Genomic DNA, 18,094 nt, shown 5'->3' on the forward strand with positions numbered 1-18,094 from the left:
GAGAACTGTCTTCGGACCGGAAACCACTCCCACACTGGAGATGTGACGTGTCTTATCGTAAGGTGATGAGAGTGGAATCACAACATTGATCCACGATTGACGTATATGATTCGGGGCTTCGCCTGGTGGAACACTGATGATGCGTATACCTCGGTTGTTGTCAGCGGGAATGCGGCCATTAGGACGCGCCCGACTCATAGCGATTCACCGTATCCCGAACTGAACGTTCTCCAGACCGTCTCTCTCATAAATTCAATTGTGCATCAACTTACCGACATTGTCAAATCAAAGGAAAATGCAGAGGGGTCTCCCCCCTGACACGGGACAGAGATTTCATTCTATTATTGCCCAGACCGTAATCAATCGGGGCAAAGCAGGGTTCGTCTGTATATGACATTTCCCCCGCAAACCTCCCGATGGTCGGGCTGCGGGGGTTGTTCCTGGAGCGACTTGTGGAGGGCCTGAGGGGACCCTGCAGCGGAGGGCTCCGGTGGCGGCGTAGCCGGCACGCGCGCCGGGTAGGTGGATCGGGCTCGACAAAACCAGCCGGTTTGCGGACGACCAATGTACCCCACCCCAAAAACAATCTGCGCACTGAGCGCGAGGAGTCCGGGAGCGTCTTGGGTCCAGGCCCGGAGCAGGCGGAGCGGAAGGAATGACCCCCGCAGCCGGGCCATCCCGCTCCCAACAAACATGTACGAGTCTCTAGTCTCTAGTCTCTAGTCTCTAGTCTCTAGTCTCTAGTCTCTAGTCTCTAGTCTCTAGTCTCTAGTCTCTAGTCTCTAGTCTCTAGTCTCTAGTCTCTAGTCTCTAGTCGTGCATGGTATCGCCGCTTATGGATTATCCGGTGAGCGGCTTTTGTCGCTCCTTGATCGGTTCTCACCGCCTGTCAGGCTGATGCATTGCCTTGCCCGCTCCTTCCGGTCGCCTTGATGAGGCCTGAGTTTTTAGAATGCCTGCAACCTCCCATTTTCAGGGGGCACCGTGATACGTCGTGGGTGATCTGTGGTGGGTTTTAATTGATGGGGCGTATGCCTCTTCCCAGGGGGGGAATATTTTTGCGAGGATATAGAGGATCATGAAAGGAAGAACAAGAAATGAGAGCGATACGAGGAGGCCCTCCATTCCCCCGATGCCTATCTTATAGACGGTGAGGCCTCTGAAACTTTTGGAAAACAGTTGGCCTCCGATAACCACGTTCCACCGTGTCGCGAAGATACCAAACTGCACGAGAACAGCCGATACGAAATATATAAGCCTCTTGAATTCCGGTGAGAAACGGAAGATCCTCGCAGCGGAAAGGGAGATGAGAGGAAAGAGCATTCCCAGGAGCAGCTGGATCACGATCAGGCTGATAAACAGCCTTTGGGAGATCAGTTCTCCAAGAATCTTTATGGATTCCTCGGATTGGTAGACGCGCTGAATGAAGTCGAGTCCTTCGAGGGAGAAATCGACGAGCATCATGTAGAACAGGAAACTGGCCAGTTTGTCGAGGCACACCATATCAAGCTTCCGATGGCTGAAAAGGGTGATGATCATATAAAGCAGGAGCATGAGGGCTATTCCTGAAACTATGGCAGAGAAAAGAAACACGATCGGCATGAGCACGCTAGACCACCAGGGATTTGCTTTTACTGAGCCGAAAATGAATCCCACATATCCGTGGAGAAGAAAGGCGGAGGGTATGCCGATGACGGTGATCACGTAGACCGCCTTTTTGTCAAAGGCCAGGGCACGCGGTGAAATGTCTTTTGAATAAAGGGAAAGGATTCTGAAGAAGACGCGTTTCAAGCCTCTCCCCTTTTCAGCCCGAAGGATCAGCTCTTTTCGGTCGCCGAACCATATTTCAAGAAGCAGGACAGCCATCAGATACCATATATAGATAAACCCGAACATAGCCATTGCCGAGCTGGTGCTCGGCGTCAGGAACATCTCGAGAGAGCGCTCCGGGTGGCTGAGATGCGCGATAAGGGGTAGAGGCGCCACGATCAGGAAGGCAAGGGCAGTGAGAAGAGATAGCCGGTATACGGGCTGCACCTCTTTCACGTTAAGGACCTTGACGAGAGACGCGAGAATGAAGGCCCCCGCAACAAGGCCCGTTATGTAAGGATAAATGACGATAAGAAGGTTCCAGTGCAGCTCGATCTCATTAGGGAAAATGAAGCCTGTGACCTGTTTGAGCAGGGGCCATAAATCCGGGGCACCGTGGTCCATGTCACCTCACCTCCATGTCGAGGCCCGCATAGAAGACTTTCGGTTCCGTATTGAGCTGTGGTTTCAGGACCATGATCCTATTTATCCTGACAAAGCGGCTCAAGGGGCTTGCCACCTTCGACAGGTCCCCGAATATCCTTGCTTCCGTGGGACAGGCTTCAACACACGCAGGTACAAGGCCCTTCAATATCCTGTGATAGCAGAAGGTGCACTTATCCGCCGTTCGTGTTTTCGGATTAAGATAACGCATGCCGTATGGGCAAGCCTGGATGCAGTATCGGCATCCGATGCAGTATTCCTCATCTACCAGGATCACCCCATCGTCTGTTTTATATGTGGCGCCGACAGGGCACACCTGAACGCAGGGGGGCTTGTCGCATTGATTACATATCTTGGGGACAAAAAAGGCCCTGACCACGTTTTTTTCCCGGATATGGTCCTTGAAACTATCCCTCCCGCCGTTTGGACTATCTACCGTCACTTCGCCGTTTCCCGCGATCGCATATCGTTCGATCCATGTCCTGAAGTAAAAGGGGTCATCGGAGACATTGTTCTCCCTTTTGCACGCGTCGATACACCGGCCACAGCCGATGCAACGATCGACATTTATCCCCATGCCGTACCGGTGGCCCGACGGGATGTATCGTTCTCCATACCATGGCTTATAATCACCTTTGCCCCTGGCGAGGCCTGTTTTTCCCGGAATGAGCAGGAGTGAGATACCTCCCAGAATGATTGTGCAGAATTCCCGTCTTCCCGCCTTCATCGTATGAGCGTCCTTTGTCTCATTTAACGCGCCTCCGGCATGTGGGGATAATGGCACTGCCAGCATAGATACTTTTCACCATGAGTAACACCGTCTATCCTGGGGATTTCCCGTGGTCCGGAGGCGGTTTTGTCATGGCATCTCAGGCACACGTTCCGGTTTTGTATCCTTTTCGGCGGAAATTCCCTGGGTTGAGTATAATGCAGTGCGGGCGTCTCGTGACACCCTGTACACGCAAGGTCGGAATGGTTGGACAAGGCGAGAACACGTTGAATCTTTGCGTGACAGGCCTCGCACTTTCTTAGCGGCTGTGGCGGTTTGGGATCATGAGGCCGGTGGCAGGAGACGCACGGCTTCGTCGGGTTGTGAGACTCCGAAATGACCTGGGGGAACCCGGTTGGCCGCGTAGGGAGATACTCGTGGCACAAGAGGCAGAGCGTTCGCGTCCGTGTAACGGCCGGCTTGACGTTCCCGGGGTCCTGGGTGTGGGCTATGGTAGGACCGTGGCACGCTTCGCAGGAAACACCCCGGTGGTACCCCTGTCTCTTTGTCGCCACAATCCGGTCATGACATTCGCTGCACGCCTCTGCCCCCGCATACCGGATCTCTTTTTGCATGTTCGTTTTGATCGAGGAGGCGCGATAATGGCCTAAGAGACCGAAATCAGCGGGCACCAGCATCCATCGTGCGAGGAGATAGCCGACAATTATCACCACAAAGGGTACGAGAAGGTGTCGGACCTGTTCAGGTATTCTGCGCCACGGGAGCATTATCTATCACCCTGACTTTATTATCTCTCAATAAAAATAAGGCCTTGCCACCACAAAAATCAAGCCGCCTCATTCCGATTGCTCCCTTGACACGATAGAAGTGACGCCTATGGTCCCACGTCCAGTCTTGACATTGGGCTTTCCGGAACCTACCATCAATATAAGAAGACTCTCCGGAGGTGCGGAATGAAGGCAAGAGCGTATCTTATGGCGGCCCTGACGGCCTTTGTCTGTATGTGTATGTTTTCTCCGGGAAGCGCTTCGGCGGAGAAAAAGGTTCCCGATACGGTGACGCTCAAACTTGAAGGAGCAAAAATGGCGCCCGTACCATTCTCTCATCTCACCCACGTCAAAAAGGCAAAAGTTGAGTGCGCGGTCTGCCACCACAAGGATAAAGACCCGAAGGAAGCTCGAGCCTGCACCACATGTCATCAGGCGACAGAGGGGAAGAATAATGCCCCTGCCGCAAAAGATGCGTTCCACAAGAAATGTCAGACCTGCCATAAAGAGAATGCGGCAAAGGGTGTGAAGAACGCTCCGACAAAATGCGCGGAGTGCCACAAATAATAACCGATTGGCCGCGGACAGGCCGAATTTCACGCCGCCTCTTTCTTTATCTAGTGTCTAGTCGTTAGTCGTTTGAAGACTACCGTTCCCGGCAACTCCTTTCGGCAGAACTCAGGGGATCTCACATTACAAAATGGTGGAGATTCCCATTTTGTTGCGACATTAATGTGCGAAATCTCCTGATGGCCGGCTTAAGATTGGGATGGGGTGTTGGTGAAATATTGGAATTCACGGCGAAACATCCTGATGGTCGGGCTGCGAGGGTTGTTCCTGGAGCGACTTGCGCAGGGCCTGAGGGGACCCTGCAGCGGAGGGCTCCGGTGACGGCGTAGCCGGCACGCGCGTTCGGATAGGTGGATCGGGCACGACAGAACCAGCCGGTTTGCGGACGACCAATATTCCTTACCTCAAAAACACACTGCGCACTGAGCGCGAGGAGTCCGGGAGCGTCTTGGGTCCAGGCCCTTAAGCAGGCGGAGCGGAAGGAATGACCCCCGCAGCACGGCCATCCCGCTCCAAACAACCATAAAGAGAGTCTCTAGTCGTTAGTCGTTAGTCGTTAGTCGACAAATCAAACTACTAATCTTCTTTTGATGCCTGAATATCTCCCTTTTACGCGAGTTCCGGCGGATCTTCCTGGGCGATTTGCTTCTTACATTATAAAATGATCCGGGCTCCGGTTTTTTTGCGAATTCTTTATCAGGACCTTGCACAGGTCGTACATGACTTTGAAGGGCTGTATATCGGTCAGGCTGTCGACGAATCTGGCGTGGTCCAGGGCGATCTCTCCTGTCTCCTCTCCTCTGCCGATCCGCTCCTGTATGGCGTTGTGGTAGGCTTCGGTTGCTTTCATTGCGTGAGTCAGATAGTCGCCGAGGTCTCCGCGGATCATGCCGTTGTGGCTCAGGGCGCCTCGTTTCGCGTTAAGGGTGGAGAGTTTTCTGATACTGTCGCAGTATCTCTCCAGGGAATTGAAGTAGTTGGGCCAGATGGTGTTTTTTTCGGGGACGCAGAAACCTGTGCTGTCGCCTATGGCGAGGATGCCCTCCTTTTCTTCCAGGAGGGAGATGTGGCAGGGTGAATGGCCCGGCGTTTCGTATATTGTCCAGGCAATGCCTTCTCCGAGATCGATCCTGTCGTTCTCCTGAAACGTCAAATCCACCTTGAATACATATTCTTCGACCGGTTCGGGCAGGGAGTCGATCTCTCCCCTCGCTTTCATCAGTTGGGCTATCCCCAGGTCGGTGAGGAGGAATTCCCTGAAAAGCTCGGTCCTATTGAGCACCTGCCCGGTTATGGGGCTCGTCAGAAGCTTTATGTGGGGCCACAGGGCCTGGAAGTGGGGCACCGCGCCTATGTGGTCGGGGTGGCTGTGGGTGAGGACGATATATTGTATTCTCTCCGGATCGATGGCGAGGGAGCGGAGTTGGTCGACCATGATCGAAAAGGTCGCCCCCGTACCGCCCTCTATGAGCAGCCCGTCCTTTCCCATGGAAAGGTAGGTGGGGAAATCGGGCGTGCCGAGCTGAATGAAGTGGGGCGTGATCGGGATCGGGTTATGACGCAAGTGAATCATCCTCTTTGTATCTCCTTTTTCGTGATCTTCCGGCCTCTCTCAATGAAGAAGGCCGGGGAATATCTCCCACGGCCTGTCAATAGGACACAAAAAAAGCCATGGGAGCTTTTGTGGGCTCACTCATGGCCTCGCTCTTAGCGTTTTTCAGCTAAAGAGGCATGAGTGAACCCCTCCTAAAGGTAAAAAAGAAAAAGCTTTTGTGAAATAGGCTCATCATGTCCTCATAGAACTTGTACTATTTTTGATACATGAAGTCAAGGCTGAAATGCAGTCTTTAGGGGGTCCTCCCTTTCAGGGCAAGGCTTTTTTTTGCCGCAGATAAAACCGGATAGGGGCGGATAGAAACGTTTTAGTCCAACCGGCGACACTGCCGGTTGGACACGCTCCAGCCCGGAGGGCCGAGAGTATTTGCCCGGCCAAAGTCGGCCGGGCAAATCGCCTACATCCTCTTTTCATCGGCCTTCGTCCGCTTTTATCCGTAGTTATCTGCGGCTAATAAGGATTTTAACCTGGACTAAAGGGTTACTGTGCATGTAAGAGGGACGGCCATTTACGGAAAAAGTCAGGGAGAAGATAATGTCATTTCGCCGATTATCGGCTCGATAAGGGGCTCAAGGCCGAGGACCTCACCCAGACGACGGGCGTCGACAGTGCCGAGAATGCATGATGCCATTCCCAGGGCGGTGGCGGTGAGGCTGAGGGTTTGGCAGAGGCAGCCCAGGTCCTGGAGCACCAATCGCAAGGCGATCTTTTCATACTTCCATGAGTTACGCTGAAACCGTGAGGTAATGACCATTCGGATGTGGGGCGGCTCCAGGTCCGGCAGCATATAAGGGTTGGTCTTCAGATACTCATCGAGGAGCCTGTCATCAGCAGGAATAGCTTCGAGCCGGTGCCCCGCCGGATCGTAGCGCCAGGCTCCGGGGGCGAGGCCGGTACATTTCCGGACAAGGGGATAGATTTCGAGTGAATGGAGCGCGCCCCCACTGGGCGAGGGCCTGAGGGAGACCTGCCATGGATGGACCGCATCGTCCTTTATTTCCTGCACGCGGGCGGACGCGTGAAGCAGGGCGCTCAGCTCCTCTATGGTGGGAGGATTATCTCCCGCGATGCGGCCGCTCCTGCGGTGGGCGAGCACTTCGGCGAAAGGAGCCCGGAGCTTTTCCATGAGCCCTTGACCGGGCTCGGGGAGTAAGACAGTTTCTCCCGTACTGGGCTTGAAGACAGGCGCCGATGGAGGCATCTTTTCAAGAGGGCGCATCGCGCCTATGGGGTCGTCATGAAATCCGATGCTTGACTGGTGGAAGAAGGTGAGGTCATGAGGCTCCCAGCCGCCGCGGGCGGGCTCGCCCCCATCCAGGGCGCCTATCAGGGAAAGGGCCCGGAAGAAGAATAGAGAGGCCCCATCCCCGGCTGCCGCGGAGGGGGTTTCCCGCGCCATCCCCATTATCCATTGGAGGCACCTTTGATCGTGGATCAGCAGCTTTCTTTTGGAAAGGGGCATTTCGAGTATGAGATCCCGCCCTTCACGCCTGAGGCCCGCATGACACGAAAGCCGTGCCATTGCCGGCGGCGCCTCTTTCCGCAAGGCGCTCCATTCCGGGGCGGGGAGAAGGGAAAAGAGAGGATCTCCGTCAAGGGTGCATCGTGCCTGCAGGAGATCGAGGGAGACGAGTTTTTCATAAAGGAGATAGAGGAGTCGCGGATTCCCGTCCGATCCCGCCGATCGATCGATCTGCGCCTCCGTCATCCAATTTTTCATGAGCCTGTCTATGAGAGGATGAGGAAGCACTTCAAGGGCCTTCAGCCCTCTCCTCGAGAGAATGAGACGTCTTGCTGCCGACTGCCCGATCGTGACGTCGTCACGAAATTTTACGGAGACGGAAGGGTTCGGTCCTATTGTCTCTTTTTCCATATCCATATTCATAGATAAAAGGGCACGGGGTTAAGGTCGTCCTCGCCCTTATCTTCATCAATCCATCCCGCCCTCAAGGGCACTTCGAAAAGCCGGCGGCACCCGAAGCGGGGCCAAAAGTGGATAAGCCCCGGCACGATGACCCTCGCGACCGGGAAGCCTACATCGGGGCGGGTCAGGTCCATGACCACCATTTCGAGTCCCCTGGTCTCGAGCATCCGCACCGCGCGCGTGATCTCATCGAGAAAATCATCGCTCTTATGCACGATGAAATCAGAGAGCTTCTTTGGGACCTGATCGGGATCGGCCCGCAAGAAAGGTTCCCTGCTGTGGGGACTTTCCTGAAACCTGATGCTGCCCTCGTCCCGGTCGGCCATTCTCCAGGACTGGCCCAACTCCGCTATCGCCCGTTCCAGCGCGATACGGGGATCGTGATGAGCGCCCAGCCCGATGGACCTGAAGCAATATCCCTTGTTCCGGTCGAAGAGATTTGCCGCGAATACGGGAATCGCGAGATCATGGGTCAGGTCGAGGACCTCGAGGACCATGCCCTTCTCCTCCATTGCGCGATCCACTTGAGCAGTATAAGGCGAGTCGAAGCCGCGCCAGTCCACCGCAGGCTTCAGAAGCTTATGATACCACCAGATCGCAACCGCATCTCGTTCCACCAGCTCAAAGAACCCTTGCATAGTCGCCTCTTCGAGACAGTTGCCCGCGGCCACGCCGTTACTGCACCCCGGGCAGATGTCGCCTCCCCCTTCCACCGGATAAGAGTAGTACGCATAGGCGCTCGGGATGAGCCGCCGGCGTCCCTGCGTAAGAGACCAGGCGGCCGTCCAATCAATGGGGCGTGCGTCATCGTAAGGATCGGGCACGTACGCAGTTTCCCCCTTCCGGCGCCAGGCCTCGCGCTCCCGATATTGGCGCTCGCTGAAGCCCATGAGGTCGTGGGGATGAATCGCCTCGTCCCCGAGATCTGTAAAAGGGGCCCCTATGCATGGTTCGTAGCCCTCGTATTGCGAGCAGTAGCGCTCGATCGCCTCGCCTAAGGCGCTCGCCTGGGCCTGGGGAAGGCTGCGGCCCTTGCCCGAGCTGATTCCGGTCGGCGAGAGGCGACCATTACGGCTCATTGCCGCCCCATGTGACCTTCCCCGCACGATCCAATCGCCTCGCACCACCGTCCCGAAACAGGCGGGAATACCCTCGACGGCCGCGAGCCGTCCCACCACGCCGGTGATAGGGCTTATCAAAGGGGCATACTTTTCCAGGGTCTCGATTGCGGCGCAGACCCGCTCGCCGCCGTCCCTATATTCCGCTTTTTTCCGCGACCCGAGCCGCAGCGGCCCCTCCGGCACGGCAGTGTCGCCCGGCGGAAAAGTGCCGCAGAGGGGACATTGGGGGCGCCTTGTAAGGGCGTGGCGGGTAAGCTGAAGGCTCCGGAAATCGAAGGTAAACAGAGCGCCTCCCATAGGAGAGGCACCTCCGGCCGCTGTTTTTTCCAGTTCGGTCGCGAGAAGTCCCGCGATTGTATCAAGGGAGTACGCGGTATGGCCCACAGAAAGGCGTAGCGACTCCTTTCCGCCCCGTAGCCGGATCTCTTCGGCCTCTGCCCGGCGGTGTCCTTTTACCCGGTCCAGGAGGCACGCGATGCAGCCGGTTTCTCCGGGGATAAATAGGGGACCCATCCACGGGATTATCCCCTGCGGCTTGACCGGGAGCCATCGCACGCCCTTCTTCAAGGCCAGGCGGCCGAAGGCTTCGAGCTCCGGTTCGAGATAATCGGGCGTGACCGCCACGTAGATTGCATTGGTATCGTATTCTCCCGCCATGCCCCCCTTCCCGACCCCTTCGACACTCAGTGCCCCGGAACGGGAAAGAGATGCGGCAAGGGCTGCGGCGGGCCGTTCGGCGCCTCCCATGAAGAGAATCTTTATTGTCATGGCGGGTATGGAATCTGAATCGCCGGTGAGCCTCGCGCGAAAGAGGTCGGCAGGGGACTCGGGCGCTGCCCGATCGGCAACGACGATCCCCGCCTTTTGGAGCTGAATAAGGCTATAATAGAGTCGGTCGGGGGAAAAACTCTCCATGAGCGCGGCGACCAGGGCGTCCTCGTTCACCACACCCTGTTGTATAAGGTCTATTATTTCGGACGCCGGGTGAGAGAAAAGGGTTTCCCTTCCTTCTTCGTCTATAAGCGACCGTCCGCCGTCCTTGCCTTTAATTACGGCATATCCGGTCCTTATTCTGAATGTGCCCATATAACGACGCCTCTCATTCTTTTCCGGTCAGCCGGGCCGTCGACCCATCCATGCCCGCGCCGCAATGCCCTGTGATTCAGCACCCTTTTCCCGCACAGCAGGCGAGTTCTATAGCCAATCAGTGATCCGATCTTCGCCCACCATGGCGCGACGGAAAAAATCACGACAGTGGGAACCACAATTTTGCAGGGGGTGAAGGGGGCACAAAAGTCTGTAAGGATGGGCCAATGATTACAGCAAAATGAGGGTTATGCCGAAGAGACTCGCGGTGAAGGGCACGCCGTTCCTCAGTCGCACCCGGCGCAGGGCAAATCGTATGCGTCATCTTCGCACATCCACGGTCCACGCTTGCCATCCTGCGATTTGAAGGGGAGAACCACATACATACGTTCATCCGTCTGTTCCACCACCTGCACTTCAAGGTCCGGGGGCAGGGTAATTCCATCCTCTTCCAGCACTGCTTTCGGCTCACTGAAAAGTCTCTTTTTAAAAGCCCCATCGCTCCATGCTTTCGCGATTATTTTGGCCATCTTTAATCTCTGCGCTTTTTTTTCCTCGTCCATCTTACCTACCCCTCTCAAAAATCGGTCCCGATCCGGATTTCCCAGGACCGGTGCCCATAGTGTGACATATTAATGGAAGAAACTCAATAAGTACCGCCACATTGGCGCGGTTCCGGATAGGGCCCCGTCCTTCCTTTCCGGCCCCTTCCGCCCCACGGAAGAGGCTCCAATGAGCGGGGGATTGTATAACCTTTGTCAGAATCATTATAATATACCCATCCAAATGATCCCTGTTCATGCCGGAAAAAGGAGATAGACGAAAATGGGCCGTCAGAAGGTCAGGCAACTGACACTGAGCGCGTGGTCTCTTGCCATCGCCGTTACCGTGGTATTACTCGTTCTCGTCACATGGATGAGCTTTCATTTCCTGCAGCCCTTCCCGCCGAAAACCATTGTGATTGCCACGGGCATGGAAGGCGGCTCCTATGCAGCCTTCGGTGAGTCTTACCGGCAGGTATTGGCCCGTGACGGCATCCGGGTGGTGGCCCGTCCCACAACGGGAGCCGTCGAGAATATGAGGCTCCTCAAAGACCGGAGCCACGATGTTGCCGCAGGGTTCATGCAGGGCATGCTCGGGGCGATCGATGAAGCGTCGAACCTTGTTTCACTGGGAGGCATTGCCTATACCCCGCTCTGGATTTTTTACAAAGGAAATGTTGTCTGCCATGACCTGACCCAGCTGAAAGGCAAAAAGATCGCGATCGGCCCCGAAGGCAGCGGTGTGAGGCAGTTCTCCCTTGCCCTCCTCGAGGCGGCGGGCGTCACGGGTCCGCCCACACAGTTTCTCGATCTGCCCTATGCCGAGGCAAACCGCGCGCTCCTCGACGGCAGGGCGGATGCGATCATGACCTTCGGCTCGCCCGATAACCGGTTGATCAAAGAACTCCTTACGGCAAAAGACGTGAAGCTCATGAGCATGAGCCAGGCAGAGGCCTATTCCCGCCGCTTTCCCGATCTTTCCCACGTGGTGCTCCCGAGGGGCGTCTTCGATCCGGGAAGTCACAACCCCCCGACGGAGGTGCACCTCCTCTCCCCTACGGTAAATCTCATTATCCGTAAGGACCTGCATCCTGCCCTGGTCTATGTGCTCCTCAAGGCGTCGGTCGAAATTTTTAACGGCGCAGGCTGGGTCAACAGGGCAGGGGAGTTCCCCACCCTCACAAAACAGGACGACCCGATCAGCGAGCAGGCCCGGCGGTTCTACAAGTCCGGACCCCTTTGGTTCTATGCCTATCTACCCTTCTGGGCCGGTACGTTTGTCGAGCGGGTGACCCTTATCCTCATACCCCTCGGAATGATCATCGTGCCACTGATCGGCGTCGCGCCGTGGATCTACACGTGGCGAAACCGGAAGAAATATTATCCCCTCTACCGCGAATTGAGGAAACTGGAGAAGGAGATCATCGACTACGGGCCGGGCACTGACACGGCCCCCTATATGGACCGACTCGATCGCATCGAAGAGGCGATCAGCAGGATCCGCACGTCCGTCGCCTTTTATGACGAGCTCTTTTTCCTGAAAGAGCACGTCCAGATCGTGAGGTTCAAGCTCGATACCGCGGCACGCCCCTCAGGGAAGGGGACCGGCGATCCGATTCAGGGAGTATAGGCGGCGCGGGGGTTCGCAGGCCGATTCTCTTTATTTCTCTTTTTTATTCCTTTTTTTTCGATTATCCTTTGTAAATAATCCCTTTTCTTCTATAATGTAAATCTCATCTATGAAAGATCAGGCCTTCTTTACCGTTCATGACCTCCCCAAGCCCGAGAGGCCGCGGGAGCGGCTCCAGCGCTTCGGTCCCGAGGCCCTTTCCTCGCAGGAGCTCCTGGCCCTCATCATCGGCCGCGGCGTCTCCCAGAAGTCGGTCATGAATATCGCCCAGGAGCTGATGACCAGGTTCGGAAGCATCAAGGCCTTAAGCAGCGCGACCATTGAGGAGCTCTCCCTCATAAGGGGAATAGGCATTGCGAAAGCGGCCCAACTGAAGGCATCCTTCGAGCTTGCCAAGAGGCAGGAGCTGGAGCGGGACCTTGACGATTACCAGATCACGGACCCGGAAAGCGTGGTCAGGGCAGTGCGTACGAGCATAACGGACAAGGCCAAAGAGCATTTCAAGCTCATCCTGCTCAACACGCGCAACCGGATCATCCGCATCGCCACCATCTCGGTAGGCACTCTGAACGCGAGCCTCGTCCATCCAAGGGAAGTTTTCAAGGAGGCCCTCGTGCACAATGCCTATTCGGTGATCCTTGCCCATAACCATCCTTCCGGCGACTGCGAGCCGTCGGAGGAAGACCTCAGGATTACAAAACGGCTAAAAGATGCAGGGAAGATCATGGGGGTCGAGGTCCTTGACCACCTCATCGTCACCAATACGGGATATTTCAGCTTTAAAGGCAAGGGCCTGCTCTAATTCCAATTCTGATTTGGAATTGGAATAACGACCCTTTCGCCTCGCCGTCGCGCCCGCACCGACGGCACTCCCAAATCTCTTGACAGATTCCCCCGGTGAGGTGTAAAAGAGACCTATGGAAAATATGAAGCTTGCGTACAAGGTCTGGCTCGATAAAGACGGCAAGGCATTCGGAGAAGGCCCCTACCGTCTTTTGAAGCTCGTGGAAAAGACGGGCTCTCTCCACCAGGCTGCCATGGAAATGAAGATGTCCTACCGCAAGGCGTGGCTCACGGTCCGTTTTATCGAAGAGAGACTCGGATTTGCCCTTCTTGAGAGACATACAGGCGGGCTTTCCGGCGGAGGCTCGACGATTACTCCCCGGGGAGCGGATTTCATCAGGGATTATGAAGCGTTTCGCGCGGACGTGAAAGACGCGCTCGAATCGGTCTACCGGAAGCACTTCGGCTAATCAGGGTACCGCAGCTTCTCCTCTATTGCCATCACAAGACGCTCGATGCCTTCTTTATTGAGAGATGATATGGAGACCGCGTCGTAGCGCTCCTCCACGAGCCTCGAAAAAGAAGGCTCCACCCGGTCTTTTTTGTTGAACACGATAAAGCGGTTTTTCTCCCCTAAATCCAGGGTAGCGAGGATGGAATCGACCACCCCCATCCGCTCCTCGAAATCAGGGGCGCTCAGGTCCACGAGGTGGAGGAGAAGATGGGCGTCTTTAAGCTCCTCGAGGGTTGCCATAAAGGCCCTCACGAGCACCTGGGGCAGGCCCTTGATGAATCCCACCGTGTCGGTGACGATGATGTTCTTCCGTTCCGGGTATTTTATCAGTCTCGTGGTGGGGTTTAAGGTGCTGAAGGGCTTGTCCTCCGTCTCCACCCGGCTCTTGGTGAGGAGGTTGAGGAGCGTCGACTTGCCTGAATTCGTATACCCCACGATCGAGACGATGGGGATGCCGGAGAGCCTCCTCTTCTGCCTCTTCTTATCCCTTACCTTTTGGATCTCCTCGAGGCGGCGCTCCAGGAAACTGATTTTTTCCCGCGTCCTCCTCCTGTCGATCTCCAGCTTCGTCTCTCCGGGACCCCTGCCGCCTATTCCGCCCGTGAGCCTGGATAATGCGGTATTCTTGCCTGCGAGGCGGGGGAGGATATAACGCAGTTGGGCGAGCTCCACCTGGATCTTCGCCTCCGTGGTCTCTGCTCTGCCTGCAAAAATATCGAGAATGAGCTGATTCCTGTCGATCACCCTCAAATCCGTGAGGGCCGATATATTCATGATCTGGCCGGGGGAGAGCTCTTCATCGAAGACCAGGAGGTCGACGCCCAGCTGCTGGCTCCTCATGACCACCTCTTCAATTTTCCCCTTGCCGACGAGGTACTGGGGGTTGAGTTCTTTGGGCCTCTGCACGAAGGTGTCGAGGACGGTAATGCCCGCGGAGTAGCAGAGATCCTTCATCTCGGCGATATGCTCCTCCACTTCCTTATTCGATTTGGGCGGCACCACGGAGACGAGGATGCATCGCTCCCTGTCGCCTTCCACGAGGTAATACCTCCCCCTCGCTTTGACGAACTCATTTTCGAGCTCGGTGACAAATTCGGTAAAATCGAGTTCGAGCTCCGTCAGGGGAAGGGGTCCGATAAAATCCCATGCCCTGCCTTCCTTACTCTCCGGAATGAGGTAGGCGATATGGATCGCCTCGGAAGACTCCCCCTTTCTCTCCAGGATCGATGCCACGAGATCGAGCTGAAGCACCGCGAGGTCGCTCAAATCTTCCTTCGAGAGAAGCTCGCCTGCGAGGTGGGTATGGATAAACCTGAGGCCCCGGAAACGGGCGCGCCCCACCCTCTCGGAGGTGAGGCGGGGGATCTCTATCTTTCCTTTCTCCCCTACCACCACGGACTCCACCACTCCCCTCCTATTGACGAGGAGGCCCACCTGTCGTCTCGTCTCTTTCGATATCTGCATGAGGTTCCTTGCAGTGTCGACTGAGATCACCGACGCGGGTTCGATTCTTTTCGTGTAGAGTTTTTCGAGTCTTCGTTTAAAAAGGTGGTCAAGGCCCTGAATGTTTCCGTATATGTCTATGGCATACCTCTGTCTTTGGGTGAAGGCGGCGTGGTGTTACGCCGCTCTTTGTCTGGATGAATGGCGGGGGCCGGCAATCTCAGATCCCTTCAGGCGCTCGCGATCAGGTCCCTGTCGATCTCCATGCGGGCGCTGAAATTGATGCCTTCAAGGAGAATGGCTACCCTCTCCCTCCCGTCCAGTTCTTTTTCGAAGACGCCGCCCAGGTTCTTGAAAGGTCCGTCCTTGATAAGCACCCTCTCGCCCTCGCGAAAGGCCCTTTGCTGAATAGTCGCCACCCCGTCGTCCAGCCTCGCCTTGATGAAATCGATCATCTGGTCCGTGACAGGAACGATCCGGCCGCCGAAATTGACGATCGTTTTGATGCCCCGCGTATATTTCACCAGCCGGAATTCGTCGATGGGGTGAAACCTCACGAATATATAGCCGGGGAACATGGGCTCGACCACATTGTGGAACTGTCCCTCCTTGAATCTCCTGATCTTGATCTTCGGCGCAAGGACCTCTATATTTCCCTGTTCGAGGTTATTTGCTGCCCGCTCTTCATTTCTCGGCTTCGTGGCTACCACATACCAGCGCTTCATAATTCTATTATGGGACAAAACGAGCCAATTTGCAAGCTCTGCCCCGCAAATGGCCGTCAGGACGAGGCCTGCTCATTCGGCTCTTCACGTGAGCCGCCCCGGATGGGGAAAGGCTATTTTTTGCAAAGGCCGAAGGAATCGTCACCGCACAAGGTCCCGTCGACATAGGTTGAACGGGACAGGTCGGAACCGGCTATTTTCGCTCCCGTCAGGTCCGATCCCGTGAGATCGGAGTTTGAGAAATCGGCGCCCGTAAGGTCCGTCCCCGAGAGGTTTGCATTCTGTAGCCTCGCACCCGTTACGACTGCATAGGAGAGATTCCCGGCCCTCACGTCCGCCCCCCTGAGATCTACGCCTCTCATATCCGTGGCATGGAGGTTTATACCTCTCATATTCGCCCCGGAGAGGTGTGCGCCGGTCAAGGTCGCCCGGGACAGGTTCGCCCCCACGAGCTGGGTCTGGGAAAGGTTCGCTCCATCCAGGCGGGCGAGGTTCAGTCTTACCCGGGTGAGCCGCGCCCCCGCCAGATTCGCGCCGGAGAGGTCCGCCTGAAACAGGTTCGCCCCGGAAAGGTCCCGGCCGGAAAGATCTACCCCGGATAAATCGCATCGCGCACATTGACCGCTTTTCCTGAGGGTTTCCATATCCCCCGGGCTTGCGGCAATTCCCGGCGAGAGGGCAAGAAAGACCATCGCCATCCCCGCCGCGACAAGAAAGAAGGTTGTCATATACTCCTCCTTTTTCTCTTTTTCCCATACCATCCTATCGGGATATTATATATTGTAATACAGGGGCGGTCCGAAAGACCTTCCTTCCCACCGTCCATCAACAGCGGTAAAAATAAGACCAAAAGGTGAAAAAAAAGATCACCTCGACCCTCCACTCCGGGCCATCTCCCCTCCCGTGGCGGGGACCCTGCCCCGGACCATCCCCGCTCATCCCGAGCCCCGCGTTTTTCCAATAACCACAATGCAAAACTCCTTCTCAAGATATCTTAAAAAAGCCTTGACAAAAGCCTGTGGCGAAAGTATATATGTCTAAAGTGGTAAATTGTGGGATAAGGTGGGATAAAAGTGTTCTCTGGAAGATATGAATACGGGTTGGACGAAAAGAGCAGGGTAAGCATCCCGGCCAGGTTCCGGGAAACCCTCTCTGCCGCCTATGATATGAGACTTATCCTGACTAACCATGCCGATTACATTGTAGCATATCCTTATAAAGAGTGGGTCGATTTACAGGAAAAGATTTCGACTCGTGAAAATATGACAAGCGACGAGGCGGCCATCCTGAGGTTCATCCGCTCCGGCGCCGTTGAATGCCCTATCGACAAGCTGGGAAGGGTCCTCATCTCCCCCTCCCTCAAGACCTATGCGGCCATAAAGAAAAACGTCATGGTAGTGGGAAACTACCGGAAGATCGAGATTTGGGCACTCGAAAAGTGGGATGAGGAATATCGCAGGGTCACTGAGGACCGCGACAAGATGCAGCAGGTCATCGCGAGATTCGGCCTCTGATGGGCGTCGCTCATATACCTGTTCTTCTCGCCGAAGTGACGGACAACATGGTGAGGAACGAAGAAGGGGTATATGTGGATGCCACCCTCGGCGGGGCGGGCCATGCATCCGCCCTCCTGGAAAGATACAATAAATTGAGGCTCGTGGGCCTCGATGTGGATGAGGATAATCTGAAGTTTGCGGAAGAGAAGCTCGCCCCGTTCAAAGAAAGGGTTACGCTCGTGAGGGGCAACTTCAGGGATCTGGCCGATATAGTACGCTCTCTTCATATCCCTGCCGCTGACAGCATTCTCTTCGACCTCGGCCTCTCCACATTTCAGATCATGGGAGGGCGGGGGTTCAGTTTCAATGATGACGCCTTTCTTGATATGAGAATGGATAACAGGAGCCCGGTCACTGCCTATGACGTGGTCAACGGCTACGGATACGAAGCATTGAAGAAGGTGATAGAGGAGCTGGGGGAGGAGTGGAAGGCCCCGAGGATCGCGCGCATGATCGTGGAAGAAAGAAAAAAGAAGGCGATCTCCACCGCGAAGGAACTGGCAGCGGTCGTACAGAAGGCGAAAAGGCGGGAGGGCAGGATCCACCCCGCCACAAAGACGTTTCAGGCCTTGAGAATGGAAGTGAACCAGGAGCTCGACAACATCAGGACCGGGGTGACCGGCGCTGTCTCCATGCTTGTCCCGGGAGGCCGCATCGGCGTCATCTCCTTTCATTCTCTTGAAGACAGGATAATAAAGGAGATGTTCAAGACTTCTCCCGACCTGGACGTGGTCACCAAGAAACCGATCCGGCCCCTGAGGTCCGAGGCGCTCGAGAACCCGAGCGCGCGGAGTGCAAAATTCAGGATCGCCGAGAAAGTATAACCGGGGGTCTC

At 55.7% G+C, this 18,094-nt stretch carries 16 protein-coding genes; 6 read left to right on the forward strand and 10 right to left on the reverse strand.

The window, feature by feature from the left end; genetic code table 11:
• Positions 1 to 972: 972 nt before the first annotated feature.
• From nrfD to VGJ94_04975, 3 genes are read right to left on the reverse strand one after another with little or no spacing between them, the layout of a single operon-like run.
• The gene (gene nrfD / locus VGJ94_04965; protein ID HEY3275949.1) at positions 973 to 2,214 is read right to left on the reverse strand and encodes an NrfD/PsrC family molybdoenzyme membrane anchor subunit; all 1,242 of its coding nucleotides are present in this window, start codon (positions 2,212 to 2,214) and stop codon (positions 973 to 975) included.
• Between the two features lies 1 nt (position 2,215).
• Entirely contained in the window at positions 2,216 to 2,980 is a 765-nt protein-coding gene (locus VGJ94_04970) for a 4Fe-4S dicluster domain-containing protein (GenBank protein HEY3275950.1), read from the reverse strand.
• A gap of 23 nt (positions 2,981 to 3,003) precedes the next feature.
• Positions 3,004 to 3,750 (reverse strand): cytochrome c3 family protein, encoded by a 747-nt coding sequence (locus VGJ94_04975; GenBank protein ID HEY3275951.1) that lies wholly within the window; start codon positions 3,748 to 3,750, stop codon positions 3,004 to 3,006.
• Positions 3,751 to 3,936: 186 nt separating this feature from the next.
• On the opposite strand from VGJ94_04975, the gene VGJ94_04980 reads away from it, so the two are divergent.
• Positions 3,937 to 4,317 (forward strand): cytochrome c3 family protein, encoded by a 381-nt coding sequence (locus tag VGJ94_04980; protein ID HEY3275952.1) that lies wholly within the window; start codon positions 3,937 to 3,939, stop codon positions 4,315 to 4,317.
• A 652-nt stretch (positions 4,318 to 4,969) separates the two neighbouring features.
• Here VGJ94_04980 and VGJ94_04985 read toward each other — a convergent pair.
• The 4 genes from VGJ94_04985 to VGJ94_05000 all read right to left on the reverse strand — a co-directional run bounded on the left by VGJ94_04985 (position 4,970) and on the right by VGJ94_05000 (position 10,629).
• Entirely contained in the window at positions 4,970 to 5,893 is a 924-nt protein-coding gene (locus VGJ94_04985) for an MBL fold metallo-hydrolase (GenBank protein ID HEY3275953.1), read from the reverse strand.
• A 562-nt stretch (positions 5,894 to 6,455) separates the two neighbouring features.
• Complete coding sequence (locus VGJ94_04990) at positions 6,456 to 7,808, reverse strand: SagB family peptide dehydrogenase (GenBank protein ID HEY3275954.1); 1,353 nt, start codon at positions 7,806 to 7,808, stop codon at positions 6,456 to 6,458.
• An 8-nt stretch (positions 7,809 to 7,816) separates the two neighbouring features.
• Positions 7,817 to 10,066 (reverse strand): TOMM precursor leader peptide-binding protein, encoded by a 2,250-nt coding sequence (locus VGJ94_04995; protein ID HEY3275955.1) that lies wholly within the window; start codon positions 10,064 to 10,066, stop codon positions 7,817 to 7,819.
• A gap of 287 nt (positions 10,067 to 10,353) precedes the next feature.
• On the reverse strand, positions 10,354 to 10,629 hold the full coding sequence (locus VGJ94_05000; protein HEY3275956.1) for an NHLP leader peptide family RiPP precursor: 276 nt from the start codon (positions 10,627 to 10,629) through the stop codon (positions 10,354 to 10,356).
• Between the two features lie 262 nt (positions 10,630 to 10,891).
• Here VGJ94_05000 and VGJ94_05005 point away from each other — a divergent pair, with 262 nt between their 5' ends.
• From VGJ94_05005 to VGJ94_05015, 3 genes are all read left to right on the forward strand, one after another.
• Positions 10,892 to 12,238 (forward strand): TAXI family TRAP transporter solute-binding subunit, encoded by a 1,347-nt coding sequence (locus VGJ94_05005; GenBank protein ID HEY3275957.1) that lies wholly within the window; start codon positions 10,892 to 10,894, stop codon positions 12,236 to 12,238.
• 109 nt (positions 12,239 to 12,347) lie between these two features.
• Complete coding sequence (radC, locus tag VGJ94_05010) at positions 12,348 to 13,040, forward strand: DNA repair protein RadC (protein HEY3275958.1); 693 nt, start codon at positions 12,348 to 12,350, stop codon at positions 13,038 to 13,040.
• Between the two features lie 115 nt (positions 13,041 to 13,155).
• A complete protein-coding gene (locus VGJ94_05015; GenBank protein ID HEY3275959.1) occupies positions 13,156 to 13,491 on the forward strand; it encodes a LysR family transcriptional regulator in 336 nt (111 codons plus the stop codon).
• Here VGJ94_05015 and hflX read toward each other — a convergent pair.
• The 3 genes from hflX to VGJ94_05030 form a co-directional block, all read right to left on the reverse strand.
• Positions 13,488 to 14,999 (reverse strand): GTPase HflX, encoded by a 1,512-nt coding sequence (hflX, locus tag VGJ94_05020; GenBank protein ID HEY3275960.1) that lies wholly within the window; start codon positions 14,997 to 14,999, stop codon positions 13,488 to 13,490. The genes VGJ94_05015 and hflX overlap by 4 nt on opposite strands.
• Positions 15,000 to 15,208: 209 nt before the next feature.
• Positions 15,209 to 15,703 (reverse strand): transcription termination/antitermination NusG family protein, encoded by a 495-nt coding sequence (locus tag VGJ94_05025; protein HEY3275961.1) that lies wholly within the window; start codon positions 15,701 to 15,703, stop codon positions 15,209 to 15,211.
• Between the two features lie 113 nt (positions 15,704 to 15,816).
• Complete coding sequence (locus VGJ94_05030; protein HEY3275962.1) at positions 15,817 to 16,431, reverse strand: pentapeptide repeat-containing protein; 615 nt, start codon at positions 16,429 to 16,431, stop codon at positions 15,817 to 15,819.
• Positions 16,432 to 16,776: 345 nt separating this feature from the next.
• Between VGJ94_05030 and mraZ the strand changes: the two genes are divergently transcribed.
• Positions 16,777 to 17,217, forward strand: coding sequence for a division/cell wall cluster transcriptional repressor MraZ (gene mraZ, locus VGJ94_05035; protein ID HEY3275963.1), 441 nt, complete (start codon positions 16,777 to 16,779; stop codon positions 17,215 to 17,217).
• The gene (gene rsmH, locus VGJ94_05040) at positions 17,217 to 18,083 is read left to right on the forward strand and encodes a 16S rRNA (cytosine(1402)-N(4))-methyltransferase RsmH (GenBank protein ID HEY3275964.1); all 867 of its coding nucleotides are present in this window, start codon (positions 17,217 to 17,219) and stop codon (positions 18,081 to 18,083) included. Before mraZ ends, rsmH begins: the two co-directional genes overlap by 1 nt.
• Positions 18,084 to 18,094 lie beyond the last annotated feature (11 nt).

This window comes from Syntrophorhabdaceae bacterium (assembly GCA_036504895.1).
Lineage (GTDB): Bacteria > Desulfobacterota > Syntrophorhabdia > Syntrophorhabdales > Syntrophorhabdaceae > PNOM01.